Origin of the sequence: Acinetobacter sp. C32I, assembly GCF_023702715.1 — a bacterium.
GTDB lineage: Bacteria > Pseudomonadota > Gammaproteobacteria > Pseudomonadales > Moraxellaceae > Acinetobacter.
The window spans coordinates 2,686,619-2,703,768 of sequence record NZ_CP098480.1 but is presented as its reverse complement, the minus strand read 5'-3'; the positions used below and the strand labels follow the sequence as shown (position 1 = coordinate 2,703,768).

Genomic DNA, 17,150 nt, shown 5'->3' with positions numbered 1-17,150 from the left:
GAAAACACTTTATAGGGTGCAATCTTGTAAAGGAAAGACGTATATTGCAAATTCGCCATGAAAAATGTTTTCGCGAAGCATTGAACTTTGTATGAGTTAATCGGCAATATCGCAGAAAATGAATTGATTGTTTGTTGCTCGAAAGAGCCATGTTGAAAGAAGGGTACGCTATGCACATGCCATCGCCTAATACTGTAGCTCCCGCTCAAGGTTTATATCAGCCTGACGAGTTTAAGGATAACTGTGGTTTTGGTCTGATTGCCCATATGAAGGGTGACTCAAGCCATCATCTGGTCGAAACTGCGATTCACAGTTTAAGTTGCATGACGCACCGTGGTGGTATTGCCGCGGATGGTAAGACAGGAGATGGTTGCGGATTGTTATTGGCGATGCCGAAACAATTTTTCCGTGAAGAAGCACAGAAATTAGGCAGTAACCTGACTGAGATTTTTGCTGCAGGAACTGTATTCCTAAACATCGATCCTGCTTTAGCGCAAAATGCCAAAAATATTTTAAATAAAGAAATTGCTGCTGAAGGTTTAACTGTTGCAGCATGGCGTGTTGTACCTACAAATAATGATGCCTTGGGTGAGATTGCACTACAATCCTTACCTGCATTTGAACAAATTCTCGTGAACTGCCCGATGGGTTTAACTGAGGTTGAGTTTAACCGTAAGCTCTTCTTAGCTCGTCGTCGTGCAGAACAACAATTACAAAATGATCCGCTTTTCTATGTGACTACGTTGGCGACAACGGTGATCAGCTATAAAGGTTTGATGATGCCAGCTGCGATTGCTGACTTCTATACCGATTTGGCGGATGCACGTTTAACCTCACATATTGTGGTATTCCACCAACGTTTCTCGACCAATACCTTACCACGTTGGCCGTTGGCACAGCCGTTCCGTTATTTGGCGCACAATGGTGAAATCAATACCATTACTGCCAACCGTAACTGGGCATTGGCACGTACGCCAAAATTTGAAAACCCATTACTTCCAGGTTTAACTGAGTTAAATCCAATTGTGAACCGTACTGGTTCGGATTCTTCAAGCTTAGATAACATGCTTGAAATCTTGGTTGGTGGTGGTATGGACCTGTTCCGTGCACTCCGTATGCTGGTTCCGCCAGCATGGCAAAACGTTGAAACTTTAGACGCTGACTTACGTGCTTTCTATGAATTTAACTCGAAGCATATGGAAGCGTGGGATGGTCCAGCGGGTCTGGTGATTCAAGACGGTCGTCATGCAATCTGTATGCTTGACCGTAATGGCTTACGTCCAGCGCGTTGGGTGATCACCAAGAATGATTACATCACGCTTGCATCAGAAATTGGTGTGTGGGGCTATGAACCTGAAGATGTGGTGTCTAAAGGTCGTGTGGGTCCAGGTCAAATTTTAGTGATTGATACTTTGACTGGCAAAGTGTTGGATACCAAAGATGTCAGCAACCATCTGAAAAATATGCGTCCATACCGTGAATGGTTGCGTGATCACGCCATCCGTTTACAAGCCAATCCACAGCTTGAAGAGCAGTTGCTTGATCAAGGCTTAACAGGTGATGCATTAAAAGCTGCGCAAAAAATGTTTATGGTGACATTTGAAGAGCGCGACCAGTTATTGCGTCCAATTGCAGAAAGTGGTCAGGAAGCAGTAGGCTCGATGGGTGATGATACGCCAATGGCAGTATTGTCCCGCCAAGTTCGCCATGTGTCTGACTATTTCCGTCAACAGTTTGCGCAAGTGACCAATCCTCCGATCGATCCATTACGTGAATCAATCGTAATGTCGTTGGAAACCTGTTTGGGTCGTGAACAGAACGTGTTTGAGCAAGGCCCAGAACATGCGGACCGTATCATCATTTCAAGCCCTGTATTGTCAAATTCGAAAATGCAGCAGCTTCGTGATGTTGAAAAAGAACGTGAAGGCTATGGCGTTGTTGATATCGATCTGAACTATGCAGAAGCTGAAGGTCTGCAAGCGGCAATTGCACGCATCTGTGAAGAAGCAGCTCAAGCCGTTCGTGATGGTAAAACACTGATTGTGCTCACCGATAAGAACTTGCGTGAAGGTTTCTTGCCTGCAAACTCTGCATTGGCAACAGGCGCTGTGCATCACCATTTAATTAAAACTGGTTTGCGTACCGATGCAAACATTTTAGTTGAAACTGGTTTTGCCCGTGATCCACACCAATTTGCAGTCTTGTTAGGCTTCGGTGCGACTGCGGTGTATCCATACTTGGCTTATGATGTGATCAATGACTTGGTTGCGAAAGGCGAGTTATTGGGTGACCCGATCCATGCACAAGCCAACTTCCGTAAAGGGATTGAGAAAGGCTTACTCAAAGTTCTTTCTAAGATGGGAATCTCGACCGTTGCGTCTTATCGTGGTGGTCAATTATTTGAAGCAGTCGGTTTATCTTCAGAAGTGGTCGATAAATGCTTCCTTGGCGTACCAAGCCGTATTCAAGGGGCGACTTTCGCTGACCTTGAAAATGATCAGAAAAAATTGGCAAGCACAGCTTGGCAAAATCGTAAGCCGATTGATCAAGGTGGTTTGCTTAAATTCGTATTTGGTAAAGAGTATCACGCGTTCAACCCAGATGTGATTAACTCACTGCATAAAGCGGTGCGTTCAGGTCAATACCAAGACTTTAAAGAATATGCAGAGCTGGTGAATAACCGTCCTGTAGCAACGATCCGTGATTTATTTAAGCTCAAAACCACAGATTCAATTGCCTTGGATCAAGTTGAAACGATTGAAGATATTCTGCCACGTTTCGACTCTGCGGGTATGTCACTGGGTGCATTATCACCAGAAGCACATGAAGCGATTGCAATTGCCATGAACACCATTGGTGGTCGCTCGAACTCAGGTGAGGGCGGTGAAGATCCTGCGCGTTATGGCACCATCCGTAACTCGAAAATCAAACAGATTGCATCAGGTCGTTTTGGTGTTACTCCTGCGTACTTAACCTCTGCTGAAGTGTTGCAGATTAAAGTGGCGCAAGGCGCAAAACCAGGTGAGGGTGGTCAGTTACCAGGCGGTAAAGTGAATGGCTTAATTGCACGTTTACGTTACTCAGTGCCGGGCGTAACGCTGATTTCTCCACCACCGCATCACGATATTTACTCGATTGAAGATTTATCGCAATTAATCTTTGACTTGAAACAAGTCAACCCACAAGCGATGGTTTCGGTCAAACTGGTGTCTGAGCCGGGTGTTGGTACCATTGCTGCGGGTGTGGCAAAAGCCTATGCCGATTTCATTACCATTTCAGGTTATGACGGTGGTACGGCTGCATCACCATTGTCATCGATTCACCATGCGGGGTCACCATGGGAGCTGGGTCTTAGCGAAGCGCATCAAGCGCTACGTGTGAATGACTTACGTGGCAAAGTGCGTGTACAAACCGATGGTGGTTTGAAAACCGGTCTAGACGTAATCAAAGCAGCCATTTTAGGTGCTGAGAGCTTTGGTTTCGGTTCAACCCCAATGATTGCACTGGGTTGTAAATACCTGCGTATCTGTCACTTAAACAACTGTGCGACAGGTGTGGCAACGCAACAAGATCATTTGCGTCAAGAGCATTATATTGGCGAGCCACAAATGTTGATCAACTTCTTCAAGTTTATTGCAGAAGAAACGCGTGAATGGCTAGCGGCACTGGGTGTTGCATCACTAAAAGACTTGATCGGTCGTGTGGACTTACTTGAAGTTTTACCGGGTGAAACAGACAAGCATGCGCATCTTGATCTCAGTGCATTATTGACGTCACATCCTGCGGCAGAAGGCAAGGCACAGTATTGCCAAGTTCAAGGCAATGCACCATTTGATAAAGGTGTCTTGGCGGAGAAAATGGTGGCAGAGATGTTACCAGCAATTGAAGCAGGCCAAGGCGGCTCATTCAACTTCACGGTGGGTAACTGTGACCGTTCGATTGGTGCACGTATTTCAGGTGAAATCGCATGTCGCTATGGCAACTTGGGTATGGAAAGCAGCCCAGTGGTGATGAATCTTGTCGGTACTGCGGGACAGTCACTTGGTGTCTGGAATGCGGGTGGTTTGCATATCAAACTGGAAGGTGATGCCAACGACTATGTCGGTAAAGGCATGGCGGGTGGTCGCGTATCGATCTTCCCACCAAAAGGCTCACCATTCCAAACGCAAAATACCGCGATCATTGGTAATACCTGCTTATATGGTGCAACGGGCGGTAAAGTCTTTGCAGCAGGAACTGCGGGTGAACGTTTTGCGGTTCGTAACTCGGGCGCTTTTGCCGTAATTGAAGGTGCAGGCGACCACTGTTGTGAATATATGACAGGTGGTGTGGTCACAGTATTGGGTAAAGTCGGTCATAACTTTGGTGCGGGAATGACAGGTGGTTTCGCCTATGTTCTCGACCTTGATAATGACTTTGTTGATTACTACAACCATGAACTGATTGATCTGAATCGTATCTCGACTGAAGCGATGGAAGACCATAAAGAAAACTTATTGCGTATTCTGGATGAACATATCCAAGAGACAGGTAGTGCTTGGGCCTACAAAATCCGTAATGAGTTCGACTTCTATAGTCGTAAGTTCTGGCTTGTAAAACCGAAAGCTGCTAATTTGCAAACGCTTTTGAAAACAACCCAAGCTGACCCACAATAATTCCACGACTGCAAAGACATAGGCAGGTGCAGCGGTGAAGGACATCACTGCGCCTACCCACGGAGAGAGACATGGCAGAGCGCCTTAATAATGACTTTCAATTTCTGGATGTAGCACGCCAAGATCCAGAGAAAAAAGATATTACTGTCCGCAAGGCAGAGTTTGTGGAAATTTATAAACCTTTTACCGCGGAAGTGGCTGCTAATCAGACCCACCGTTGTTTAGGCTGTGGTAACCCATATTGTGAATGGAAATGTCCAGTCCATAACTACATTCCAAACTGGTTAAAGCTGATTGCAGAAGGTCAGATTTTCCAAGCGGCTGAACTGTGCCATCAAACCAATACCTTGCCAGAAGTTTGTGGCCGTGTTTGCCCACAAGACCGTCTGTGTGAAGGTGCATGTACCTTAAATGATGGTTTTGGTGCAGTCACGATTGGTAATGCGGAAAAATATATCAATGATACCGCGTTTGCTTTGGGCTGGCGTCCAGACATGTCAGGCGTCAAATGGACCAATAAGAAAGTGGCGATCATTGGTGCGGGTCCTGCAGGTCTAGGCTGTGCAGATATTCTGGCGCGTGGCGGGGTGAAACCTGTTGTGTTTGATAAGCGTCCTGAAATTGGTGGTCTACTGACCTTTGGTATTCCAGAATTCAAAATGGAAAAAGATGTGATGAAACGTCGTCGTGAAATTTTCACGGGGATGGGCATTGAATTCCGTTTAAATACCGAGATTGGTGTGGATGTAACCATCGAGCAATTGCTTGCAGAATACGATGCTGTGTTTATGGGGATGGGAACGTATACCTATATGAAAGGTGGTTTCCCAGGTGAAGACCTTGATGGTGTTTACGATGCCCTAGACTTCTTGATTGCCAACGTGAATCGTTGCCAAGGCTGGGAAAAAGATCCAAGCGAATACATCAGTGTCGATGGTAAAAAGGTGATTGTACTTGGCGGTGGTGATACTGCGATGGACTGTAACCGTACCTCATTGCGTCAAGGCGCACATGATGTGACCTGTGCTTATCGTCGTGATGAAAGCAACATGCCAGGTTCTGCACGTGAAGTGAAGAATGCCTATGAAGAGGGTGTAAAATTCCTGTTCAACCGTCAGCCAATCGAGATTGTGGGCGAGAATGGTAAAGTCACTGGCGTTAAAGTGGTCACTACACAAATGGGTGAGCCTGACAGCCGTGGCCGTCGTAGCCCTGAACCGATTCCGGGTTCTGAAGAAGTTCTCCCAGCGGATGCCGTATTATTGGCATTTGGTTTCCGTCCAAGTCCAGCGGATTGGTTCGGTGGTGCGAATGTGAGTTTAGATGGTTCAGGTCGTGTGGTTGCGGCAGAACAGCAAGAATTCAAATTCCAGACCTCGAATCCAAAAATCTTCGCAGGTGGGGATATGGTTCGTGGTTCTGACTTGGTCGTAACCGCGATCTGGGAAGGTCGTCAAGCTGCTGAAGGCATCTTGGATTATCTTGGCGTGTAAGCTTTCTTTCAGTATTTAAGTTTTAAAAGCCCAAGCCTCGTGCTTGGGCTTTTTTATTTTGTCGATGGTTGATGGTATTTGCTTTTATGGACTAAGAAAATAAAAACTTTAACAAGCAGTCAATACCTTGCTATGCTATTGATGATAATAATTCTCATTTTGTTTGTGCTGGGTGGATAAAATAATGACATCGAAACTCAATGACAGGCTGTTAATTGCCGCACTGTATACCAGTACCTTTCTTTGCTTGGTGGATTTAAGCAGTGTCAATCTGGCTTTAGCTGCAATTCAGACACAGTTCAATAGTCATCTCGCCGATTTACAGTGGGTGATTGATAGCTATGCGCTGAGTATGTCGAGTTTGATGTTGGCGGTGGGGGCTTTAAGCCAATGGTTGGGGCGTAAACGCTTATGGTTAGTCGGTGTCGGGATCTTTATTTTTGGCTCGGTGATTTGTGCCGCAGCGCCTGATTTTGGAATCTTGATTCTTGGGCGGGTGATTCAGGGTGTCGCAGGCGCGATGCTGATTCCACTAACGTTGGCCATCATCGTGCATCATTTTACCCAAGCCGATCGCAAGGCACGAGAAATTGGCAACTGGAGTTCATTCAGTGCCTTTGCCTTAATTATTGGACCGCTGATGGGTGGTTTAATGGTGCATTATTTGGGTTGGCAAAGTATTTTCTGGCTGAACCTGCCTGTTGGAATGTTAGCGTTATATTTAGGTTGGAAAGGTATTGCCGACGATCAATATCAGCAAAAAATCAGTTTTGATTATTTGGGATTGATTTATAGTGTAATTGCGATTGCTACCTTGACCTATAGCATTATCATGGTTCAGCAAGCGCATATGGGTTATCTGATTGTTTTTAGTTTCCTGCTTTCGATAGTTTTTGCGCTGATTTTTATTCGACATCAAAACCATACGTTGCATCCACTGATTCCACGACATTTATTCCATAACCGCATTTTTTTACATTTCAATCTGATCTCTTTTCTATTGGGATTTGCAGGCTATAGCTCCTTATTTGTCTTTGCGCTGTTTTATCAGGAACAAGTTCATTTAAGTGCGGCCCAAACGGGTTGGCTGATTGCCCCACAATTTCTGATGCAGGCGGTGGTTTCCATTTGCTTTGGTCGGTTACAGCAAAGCTATGGCGTGTTACCGTTACTTAAAATGGGATTGCTCATTTCGGGAACAGCGTTAATCGCAATGATCAGCTTCCAGAGCAGTTCATCTTATCTGCTATTTATTGGCTTAAGTGGCATGATGGGGGCAGGTATTGGCTTGATTGTTCCGAGCTCCAGTACCTTGAGTCTACATTCGGTATCGCAGGCAGATGCAAGCTTTGCCGCAGCAATATTAAATATGCTCAGGCAGCTTGGCCTGACCTTTGGCATTGCAGTATTGGGGACCCTGACAGCATTTATTATTCAATGGACCGTTGAAACACTGCATTATTCTATGGCGCAAGCCCAGTTATTCGCTTTCCATAGTGTGGTTGCAATTATGGGCGGACTGTTTCTTGCAGCCATGCTGAGCCTGAAAAAAATTAAACCAGAAGAATGTATCGCACCGATTTCATCGGCCTAGACCAGTCATCATTTTGGTAGTTTTGGCAAACTTTATAAGCTTTTTGGCCCTGTCTTTGCCATTTTTCCAGCGTAATACTCGAACTCAGTCTAGGAAATGCTGCAGGCAATTGAGATGGCTCTTGCAAATGTGAAGGTAGAAAAAACTTATTTAAACCGGCCCAAAGCATTGGGAATTACTGTACGGCGTTTGCAATTTAATCCAAAAAAAATCAAACGTCATTATTTTGCCAATTCTCCAGTGATGTCTCATTTACTTACGGCACTGTCTTCAACATTTCCGATTGGAGAGCAGTATTTTGTGAATAGCGTGCGTAATGTCCGCGATAAAGTGCAAGATCCACAATTACAGGCGCAGATTGCGGCTTTTATTGGGCAAGAGGCAATGCATTCCAAAGCACATACTGAGTTTAATGATGCTTGGCGACGTGACGATTATAATCTTGATCGGTTTCAGGCATGGTTGGCGAAACGGGATGATATGTTGCGCAATATTCATCCGAAACTACAACTGGCTTTGACCTGTGCCTTTGAGCATTTTACCGCGATGTTAGGTGGCTATATTCTCAAACATCCAGAAATTCTCAGTACACTAGATGAGGATGCGATGAAGTTGTGGGTCTGGCATGCGATTGAAGAAATCGAGCATCGTTCGGTCGCTTTTGATGTCTACCAAGAAGTCTATGGTGATGACCGTATTCGCCGTTTGCTTATGCGCAGTGTGACCACAGGCTTTGCTAGCCTGACTTTTTATGCCACCACACGTTTAATCTGGCAAGATAAGTGGAAAAGCTTACCGAAACTCGGTGGCAATCTATTTGGCATGTACTTGCTGAGTAAAATGTTATTGCAGTTGATTCCTGAATATTTATCGTATTATCAAGCGGATTTTCATCCTGCCAAACATGACTATACGAGCTTGGTGAATTACTGGAAAGCGCGTATGGCCGATGAATATGGGATGGCAAGTTTTCAAGAACAAACAGCATCTAAAATCTATAGTTAATTTCAATTCAAAATTAAACGTTTATGCTTAGCACGGCATTACTTCAAGCTTGCTTGGGGTAATGCCTTTTTTATTTAAATACTGATAAATCAACTTTAATAAATGTTACACAGCTGACAAAAAATCCCATTACAATGAATTATCGCAAAAATATAAAGAAAAACTTGAGGATAAATTTTTATGAAAATCATCAAACAAACTGCACTGGCAACCGTATTGGCAAGCACCTTGTTATTTACCGGTTGTGGTTATAATACTTTGCAGGTCAAAGACGAAGCGGTGAATGCATCTTGGTCTGAAGTGCAGAACCAATATCAACGCCGTGCCGATCTGGTACCGAATTTGGTCAATGTGGTGAAAGGCTATGCCAAACATGAAGAGCAAGTGTTGGTTGAAGTCACTCAAGCACGTTCGAATGTGGCAGGCTTAAAAGTCGATAAAGAAGTGTTGGAAGATCCTGCATTATTCGAGAAATACCAACAAGCACAAAGCCAATTGACGGGTGCATTGTCCCGTTTGATTGCGGTTTCAGAAAACTATCCAGATTTGAAAGCCAATGAGCAGTTCCGTGACTTACAGGCACAGCTTGAAGGCACTGAAAACCGCATTGCGGTTGCGCGTAACCGCTATATCACCACAGTTCAAGATTACAACGCTTATGTACGTCAATTCCCGCAAGTGATGACGGCTAAAGTGATTGGCATGAAAACCAAAGAAAACTTCAAGGCGGAACAATCTGCACAGCAAGCACCGACAGTTTCATTTAATTAATCTTTGAAATTATTTTGAACTGTGAGGAGTCGCCGTATGTTGAACCTGTTTAAGCAGCACTTAAAACAGCGAATTTTGCCTGTTTTAAGCATCGTTTTTGCGACACTGCTTTTCCAGCATACGGTTTGGGCTGAAGTTGCGACCGCAACCGATCAAAGTGATCTGGTGGTTGCAGGTAAAATTATTCAGGAACAGCAAAAGAATAAGCCTGTAGCTTCGAATACTGAAACACCTGTATTGCCTAAAGTTGCTAATGACATGGCTGAGGGTGAATCGATTCGTGGTTTGCCGACTTTAAACCAACCTGTGATTGATCAGGCCAAAGTGTTGAGTGATGCCGAAATGCAACAGCTCAACCAGAAAATTTTGGGTCTGTATCAGCAAGGCAAAGCGCAAATCGGGGTGATTATCGTACCGACCACTGGGCAGGAAGCCATTTTTGATTTTGCCTTACGTGCAGGTGAAAAGTGGCAATTAGGCTCAGCCAAACGCGATAATGGTTTATTGATGGCAATTGCGGTGAATGATCGTAATATTCAAATCTTGACGGGTTATGGCCTGGAAGGTGTATTGCCTGATGTGGTGCTGAGTCGGATTATCCGCAATCAAATCACCCCCTATTTTAAACAGGGGCAGTATGCTCAAGGCATTGCAGCAGGTTTGGATGAGATTAGCCGTATCGTCAATTTAGACCCTGAGATTGCACAGCAAGCCGCACAAGAGTTGAAAGATCGGCACGAGCAAGCAATCCAAGCGCAGCAAGCCAAAGACAATACTTTGACTATGGCCTTATTTATCTTGATTTCGGGTGTGGTCGGTTCATTTATTGTCGGTAATCGTTTAAGTGCCTCCACTGCAGCTGTGGCTGCAACCGTTGCTGGTCTCGTCAATGGTGCAGGTCTGGTCATGAGCTTATTGCTCGGTGTCGGAATTTTCTTTTTATTGATCACCTCGTTGGCACAACTGATTTTCCAAGCCTTTCTATCGGGTGGTGGTCGCGGCGGTGGAAGCGGTGGTTTTGGCGGTGGCAGTGGCGGTGGTTATAGTGGCGGTGGCGGTAGCTTTGGCGGGGGAGGAGCATCAGGCTCATGGTAACCAAGACAGATACAACACAGATTATTACCCAACCTAAATTGGATGATCAGGTACAACCGAGTTTAAAACGTTGGTTTAAGCACTTTCTCTACGTCTCTTCCGCACATCGTTATTTTAGTAAGCAAGATCGATCCGAGATAGCCAAAGCGGTACAGCAAGCGGAAAAGGGCCATGTCGGTGAGATTCAAGTGGTGGTCGAAGGACATATCCCCTGTTCGCAAGCCTATCATCAAAATACCCGTTTACGTGCGCAACAACTGTTTGCTGAACTGGGTGTTTGGGACACCGAATTGAATAGTGGTGTATTGCTCTATCTCAATCTGTGCGAGCGCAAAGTTGAAATTGTAATTGATCGTGGTTTAAAAAATGCCACGCCGAGTGAAACATGGAGTGAAATTTGTCAGCGTATCGTGCTGCAATTGGCCCAAAAGCAGTATCTACACGCTGTGAATAATGGGGTTGCGGAAATTGGGCAAGTGTTGGATCAGTATTATGTGAAAACTGAGCTTGATGACCAAAATGAATTACCCAATGAGCCGATTATTTTAAATTAAAACGCGATCTTGCCATTTTAAAATGGGGCTTGTTGTTTTGACTAAAATCAATTAATGTGCAGAATGTTCTGTACATTAAATTTATTATCGGTTGATTGTTCCAAATATCTTCTGATAAGCGGTAAAAAAAATATTAATAAATTTTATGTGAATTGAGTCGCTCAATTTACATACAAGTAGAAAGTAGTCAAATTCGTTAGCAAAAAAAATGAAGAATTAAGCAGTAAAGATGACGTTATTTGTCATTTTTTTTCTTAAAGTGTCCGAATTGCTCTGATTTTATTCAATATGAATTTTTTTTAAGTCCCTGTTTTTTTAGGTTAAAATTAGCTAAGCTAAGGACTGGCATAAAACATGCTAATTACTAAATAGCTGAAAAAAGCTTATAAAAAAATATCCATTGGAGAAATGTTATGAAATCAATGCAAAAGGGTTTTACTCTTATCGAATTGATGATCGTTGTCGCGATTATCGGTATCTTGGCGGCAGTTGCGATTCCTGCATATCAAGACTATACGGTACGTGCGAAAATTTCTGAAGTAATTGCTGCGGGCGCATCTGCGAAATCTGCAATTTCAGAAGGTTTCCAAACTAACGGTATGGTAGGTGTTGCATCAGCTGCAAACTCAGTTGCACAAGGCGGCGCAACTAATGTGAGCAAATACTTAAAACAGATTGCTGCAGCAAGTACTACAGGAACAATCACACTTACAACATCTAACGATAGCAGCTTGCCAACAGATGCGCGTCAAAAAGAAGTGGTTATGGCTCCGTATACTAAATCTACAGGTACTGCAGCAGCATTGGCTGACGGTCAAAGTGGTTCGGTTGAATGGTCTTGTATGACTGCTGGAATAGCTCAAGCAACAGCTCGTGGCTTTGTTACCGGTGCACCTACAACTAATGCTTTACCAGCAAAATATGCACCTTCTGAGTGTCGTTAAGCTCAGCGTTGTATAAAAAAAGACTGGCAGTTTGCCAGTCTTTTTTTATTCGCAATTTTTAGTTGTGATTAAAAAATAATGTTTAATCGTCTTCAGGGGAAAAGATGGGAAATATATTGCAGTTAAAGCAGATGGATGAAAAGTTTTTTACTTTTTTTATTGGATTTGCTTTTTTATATGGAATCTTAAGTTATCAGCATTATGCGCCGAGTTACCATGATTTTTATATACATGCTGTCGTTTTTTTGTTTTGCTCTATTGGTGGTTTTTTTGCATTTTATAGAAAAAAAATAAAAATTTATTTTAGCAATTTAGCTTGGTTGTTCATTTTTTTAGTCTTATTGCTGCAGCCAATTTTAAATAATATTGTCTATGTGGATGGTCTTGTCTTTCCATTGGCGATCATATTGCTCATGTTTTTTTTATCCGTTGCGGTTTCTAATGTAATTGATAAAGAAAAGCTAATTGAAAATATGGCACTTATTCTTATTGTTGGTGCTGTTTTATTGTTATTAACACAAATGGTCCATGTTTTTAATTTCTCAACAGTTATAGACTTAATGAAGTTGCCATTACAGAAGGAACGTTTTTCTGGGAATTTATTTCAACCTAACCAAACAGCATTTGTTTTTGTATTAGGCATAGTTTCTTCAATGTTTTATATTAAAAATAATATTTTAAAAAATATTATATTATTTTTTTTAAGTGTAGGTGTTGCTTTTACTATAAGTCGAAGTGGATTTTTAATACTAATTTTTTGCGTAATTTTATTTAATGGGATGCAGAATCATTACAATAAGATTGCTTTGATGAAGTTGAAAGAGTCGTTTTTTTGTTTGATTGGATTGATCTGTGGGGTTTTGGCATATCCACATTTTTCGCAAACAACAACACTTGTAGAAAGAACTGCATCGAGTTTTGAAGATCCTCGAATCTCTCTTTTGTATCAATCATGGTTAAATATATCTGAGCATCCAATTACGGGAGTTGGCTGGAAAAATTTTACTGGTACAGGGCTAACTTATTTTGAGAAGCTGAAATGGTTTAGTTCAGCTGATCATTCTCATTTTTTTGTCAGTCAATTATTGAGCGAATTTGGACTTTTAGGTTTAGTTATCTTAGTTTTGTTTATTTACATCCTGATTAAAAATATAAAAAAAATATCTGGGATTGCTGAATCTTATGTTGCTCTGGTTTTATTTGTTATTTTAATTTATTCTTGCTTTGAATTTCCTTTATGGGAATTTAAGTATTTAATGGTCTTTTCTATTTTTCTTTCTTTGTTTGATCGTGACGATAAACCATTTTATTTTTTAAATAAAGGGTATTTGTTTTCTTTGGTTTTTTGTGTTTTTTCTATTGTGTCTTGCTACTATTATTTTCAGTATAAAGAACTAGCAAAGGTCTTTAATCTGATGGTTGATGACAATGTTGGTATAAATGAAAAAGCAAGAGAAATTATTGGATTAAAACCAGTTTTTGGCTTTGGTTTTTTTAATGATATTATGGCGTATGAGATTATTGCAGAAGGTAATTTTAGTTTAGAAGAAAAGATCGTGTTGGGAGGGAAAATTGTAAACTATTTTCCTACATATCCTTATCTTGTTAGACATGCTACATTCCTAGCAATGAATAAAAATACCGAGACAGCTATTTATTATTTTAGTGCTAGTTGTCAATATGAATTCCACCATAGATGTAATGAAACAAAGGAATATTTAAAGTCTCTTTCAGAACAGAATCCAATCGAATTTAAGGTGATTTATTCTACTATTAAAGATAAATATAAAAATTAAATTTTTGGGGAAATTACTTTGAGATTCTACCTCTCACATTATCAGAAGTGATGAGAGGTATGTATTCTAAAAGTGGAAAAAATTGTCACTTTTTTCAAAAAAGTATTTCTTCATTTCTTTTTATTGTATTAAGTTGTTGTTATTTATTAATTTATTTTTTGGCATACTTTTTGATTACATAATAAGAAGTCTATGGAGATATACCATAATGAAAAAAAATCATGGTTTTACATTAATCGAGCTAATGATAGTGGTTGCTATTATTGGTATTTTAGCGGCTGTGGCCATTCCAGCCTATCAGCGGCATGTAGCACGGGTAAAAATTAGCGAAGCCTTGGTTATTGCAAGTGCTACAAAAACTATGGTGAGTGAATCATTTCTGGTCGGCGGGATGGCTATGGTTGTGAGTACAGCAACAGACTATAATTCGAAAGCCATAACTGAAAAACAAACTCGCTATGTCTCAAATATGCAAATTGCTAATGATGGTGTTATTACGGTTACACTGACAACCAATACAAGTTTAGGATTGCCGACGGCAGTGCTGGGGAAAACAGTTGTGTTAACACCGAATGTTAGTAAGGCTAAATTAACAGTGACTTCGAATGGTACGATTGATTGGGCTTGTGCAACAGCTACATCTACTTCTGCAACTGCAAAAGGATTAGCTGCTGACTTGGGGGATTTGCCTGCCATTTATGCACCATCCGAATGCAGATAATCCTTAATTGATAAAATTATGTAGGTAATATTAGTGTCAAAACGCCTTAAATTTTTTCTGAGCCATTTAGCAATGTCATCTTTTGTTGCTTTAATGGTGATTGGTGTTGTTTTCTTTATTTGGTACCCCGTTCCACTTGCTCAAGCAGTAGGGGTGACGCATATTTTTCTTATGATGTTGGCAATTGATGTTGTTGTTGGACCATTGTTGGGATTATATGTTTATAAAGAAGCGAAAAAGAATTTAAAAATAGATTTAAGTATTATAATTTTAATTCAGCTGATTGCATTGAGTTATGGTGTATATAGTATTGCTCAAGGGCGGCCCGTATGGCTTGCTTATAATGTAGATCGTTTTGAGCTTGTACGTAATAATGAAATTCTAACGGAGCATATTGCACAGGCATTGCCTCGATATCAAAAGCCTTCTTGGCTTAAGCCTCAGTTTGTAGGGGTGGAATTTGCAAAAGATAAAGATGTTCGTAGTAATGAAATGTTCGCAGAGCTATTGGGGGGGATTTCAATTGCTCATAAGCCCGAGCGCTATGTACCATTAGAACGAGTAAAGCAAAAAATTCAGCATCGTGCTCAAGATTTAAAGTTATTAAGCCAATTTAATGATAGGGCTAATGTACAGACTGTACTAGTAAAATACCCGCAGGCGACAGCTTTTGTTCCTTTAAAAGCAAATGCAGCTGATATGACTGTTCTCATTAATAGGGAAAAAGGTGAGGTAGTTAAAATTGTTGACCTGCGTCCGTGGAAGTAAATTGTAGTTTTTATCTTATATTTAATTTGTAGCTTAAGGCTTAGCGATATAATTCACTAAGCTTTTTTTTAATGTACAAAGTATGCAGTTTTTATGCTTTTTTCTTGCCAGTATTCTAGTCAGCTTTGCTTGGCTCTCCCCATTCCATACTTATCCTTGGGTGACCTTTTCTGGTGAGTTTGCTAGTTTTGCTGCGGGCTTGGTTTTACTGACAGTTTTTCTCAATAAAAAAATCATTATTCCGAGAGCACAACTTTGGATTGCGCCGATTATTGCTGTTCCATTACTGCAATGGGGCTTTGGGCTAGTAGATGATTTTAGCTCAGCTCTTTTAAGTTCATTTTATGTATTCGCCTTTTGGCTGATGATTGTGCTCGGCTATAACCTTTCTTTACAAGTAGACCAGCGTGAAGCTTTAATGCAGGAGATATCAAAGCTCTTATTCGGTATCGCGATGGTCTGTAGTGTGATGGCGATTGTGCAGTGGTGTGGGCTAGATGGTGTCATTAATGGCATTATGCAACTCAAGGGAGACCGGCCTTATGCTAACTTTGGTCAGCCAAATCATTTAGCAACCTTTTTGATTATGGGCTTAATGGGAGCGTTATATCTCTATGAAAAAAGAGTCATGGCATCATGGTGGGTATTGCCATCAAGTCTATTGATTCTTTTTACAATTACCTTAACTCAGTCTCGAACCTCGTGGGTAGTCTGCTTATTTATCCTGTTTTATTGGATGTATAAGCAGTACAAGCAGAAACCACGCTTTAGCTTTGCTCAGCTTTGGATCTGGTGTGTTGGTTTTTTTGTGATTGCGGCTTGGGGCTTACCACAGCTGACCAATCTTATTGAAACCTTCTTTAATTCAGAAGTCATTCAAACAAGCAGTGTTGCCGAGCGCGCCAGCTCAGGTTATTTGCGTTTTGATATCTGGACGCAGATGCTTTTGGCGCTCAAAGAGCAGCCATGGTTAGGTTATGGCTGGAATCAGACCAGTGTTGCGCAAATCAGTATTTTCAATTTGCATCCTTCGCATGAGTGGGTAATTAGTGCGCATAATGTATTACTTGATATCTTGGTTTGGAATGGCTTGCCACTTGGATTATTAATTATTGCTTATGTGGGGCTGTGGTTCTTTTGGTTAGATCGAAATGCCAGAGATACCACTTCTGTGATTGCAATCATGATGGTCGCCGCAATCCTGATTCATGCCATGCTAGAGTTTCCACAACGATATGCGTATTTCCTACTGCCAATGGGCTTTTTATTAGGTCTGGTTCAAGCACAAACACCTCAGCTAAAAGCAGTGACTGTAAATAAAAATGTCATTCGCTTGATCTGGTTGATTGGTATCGTACTGTTATTATTGATCTGGCGTGACTATAAGCTTTTTCAGGAAAATAGCCGTTTAATTTTTAAAAAGCAGCAACCAACAGTAGAGATATTGGGAAGCTCTAAAATTCTGTTGCTGACGCAATTTCAGCAGCGACTTGATTGGATCACTCTAAAACCTCAAACACAAATGTTGGATACTGATTTGGAATGGATTGATGCTTTAGTCAAAAATAAGGCAACGCCTTATAATTTAAAAAAGTATGCACAGCTGCTTGCTTATAATCACAAGTTTGAACAAGCAGAACAACAGCTGTTTATTTTACAACAGCTGTATGGGCAAACACTTAGTTTGCCAGAAGTCATTGAAATGAATAAGCGAGTACAGTAATAAATAAAGCCCTTTATAGGGCTTTATTTTT

At 41.5% G+C, this 17,150-nt stretch carries 12 protein-coding genes and 1 pseudogene; all 13 read left to right on the top strand.

Going from position 1 to position 17,150, the window contains the following annotated elements; all coding sequences use genetic code 11:
* The first annotated feature begins 176 nt into the window (after positions 1 to 176).
* The gene (gene gltB, locus NDN13_RS12925; RefSeq protein ID WP_251115740.1) at positions 177 to 4,655 is read left to right on the top strand and encodes a glutamate synthase large subunit; all 4,479 of its coding nucleotides are present in this window, start codon (positions 177 to 179) and stop codon (positions 4,653 to 4,655) included.
* A 71-nt stretch (positions 4,656 to 4,726) separates the two neighbouring features.
* Complete coding sequence (locus NDN13_RS12920; protein WP_241287636.1) at positions 4,727 to 6,148, top strand: glutamate synthase small subunit GltD family protein; 1,422 nt, start codon at positions 4,727 to 4,729, stop codon at positions 6,146 to 6,148.
* Positions 6,149 to 6,332: 184 nt separating this feature from the next.
* Positions 6,333 to 7,742 carry an MFS transporter gene (locus NDN13_RS12915; RefSeq protein WP_251115739.1) on the top strand — a complete coding sequence of 470 codons (1,410 nt, stop codon included), beginning with the start codon at positions 6,333 to 6,335 and terminating at the stop codon, positions 7,740 to 7,742.
* Positions 7,743 to 7,856: 114 nt separating this feature from the next.
* On the top strand, positions 7,857 to 8,747 hold the full coding sequence (locus tag NDN13_RS12910) for a metal-dependent hydrolase (protein ID WP_005201338.1): 891 nt from the start codon (positions 7,857 to 7,859) through the stop codon (positions 8,745 to 8,747).
* A 180-nt stretch (positions 8,748 to 8,927) separates the two neighbouring features.
* Positions 8,928 to 9,518, top strand: a complete 591-nt coding sequence (locus NDN13_RS12905; protein WP_016542733.1) for a LemA family protein — start codon at positions 8,928 to 8,930, stop codon at positions 9,516 to 9,518.
* A gap of 36 nt (positions 9,519 to 9,554) precedes the next feature.
* Positions 9,555 to 10,613 (top strand): TPM domain-containing protein, encoded by a 1,059-nt coding sequence (locus NDN13_RS12900; protein WP_251115738.1) that lies wholly within the window; start codon positions 9,555 to 9,557, stop codon positions 10,611 to 10,613.
* Complete coding sequence (locus NDN13_RS12895; protein WP_251115737.1) at positions 10,607 to 11,167, top strand: TPM domain-containing protein; 561 nt, start codon at positions 10,607 to 10,609, stop codon at positions 11,165 to 11,167. The genes NDN13_RS12900 and NDN13_RS12895 overlap by 7 nt, the downstream gene beginning before the upstream one ends.
* 422 nt (positions 11,168 to 11,589) lie before the next feature.
* Positions 11,590 to 12,111 carry a pilin gene (locus tag NDN13_RS12890; RefSeq protein ID WP_502799566.1) on the top strand — a complete coding sequence of 174 codons (522 nt, stop codon included), beginning with the start codon at positions 11,590 to 11,592 and terminating at the stop codon, positions 12,109 to 12,111.
* A gap of 104 nt (positions 12,112 to 12,215) precedes the next feature.
* Positions 12,216 to 13,907, top strand: coding sequence for an O-antigen ligase family protein (locus tag NDN13_RS12885; RefSeq protein WP_251115735.1), 1,692 nt, complete (start codon positions 12,216 to 12,218; stop codon positions 13,905 to 13,907).
* Between the two features lie 208 nt (positions 13,908 to 14,115).
* Positions 14,116 to 14,215: pseudogene (locus NDN13_RS19900) on the top strand (type IV pilin protein); the annotation flags it as partial.
* Between the two features lie 53 nt (positions 14,216 to 14,268).
* On the top strand, positions 14,269 to 14,628 hold the full coding sequence (locus NDN13_RS12875; protein WP_251118230.1) for a pilin: 360 nt from the start codon (positions 14,269 to 14,271) through the stop codon (positions 14,626 to 14,628).
* Positions 14,629 to 14,661: 33 nt separating this feature from the next.
* Positions 14,662 to 15,396 (top strand): TfpX/TfpZ family type IV pilin accessory protein, encoded by a 735-nt coding sequence (tfpZ, locus tag NDN13_RS12870; protein WP_251115734.1) that lies wholly within the window; start codon positions 14,662 to 14,664, stop codon positions 15,394 to 15,396.
* A gap of 82 nt (positions 15,397 to 15,478) precedes the next feature.
* Complete coding sequence (locus NDN13_RS12865; RefSeq protein WP_251115733.1) at positions 15,479 to 17,119, top strand: PglL family O-oligosaccharyltransferase; 1,641 nt, start codon at positions 15,479 to 15,481, stop codon at positions 17,117 to 17,119.
* Positions 17,120 to 17,150: the final 31 nt, after the last annotated feature.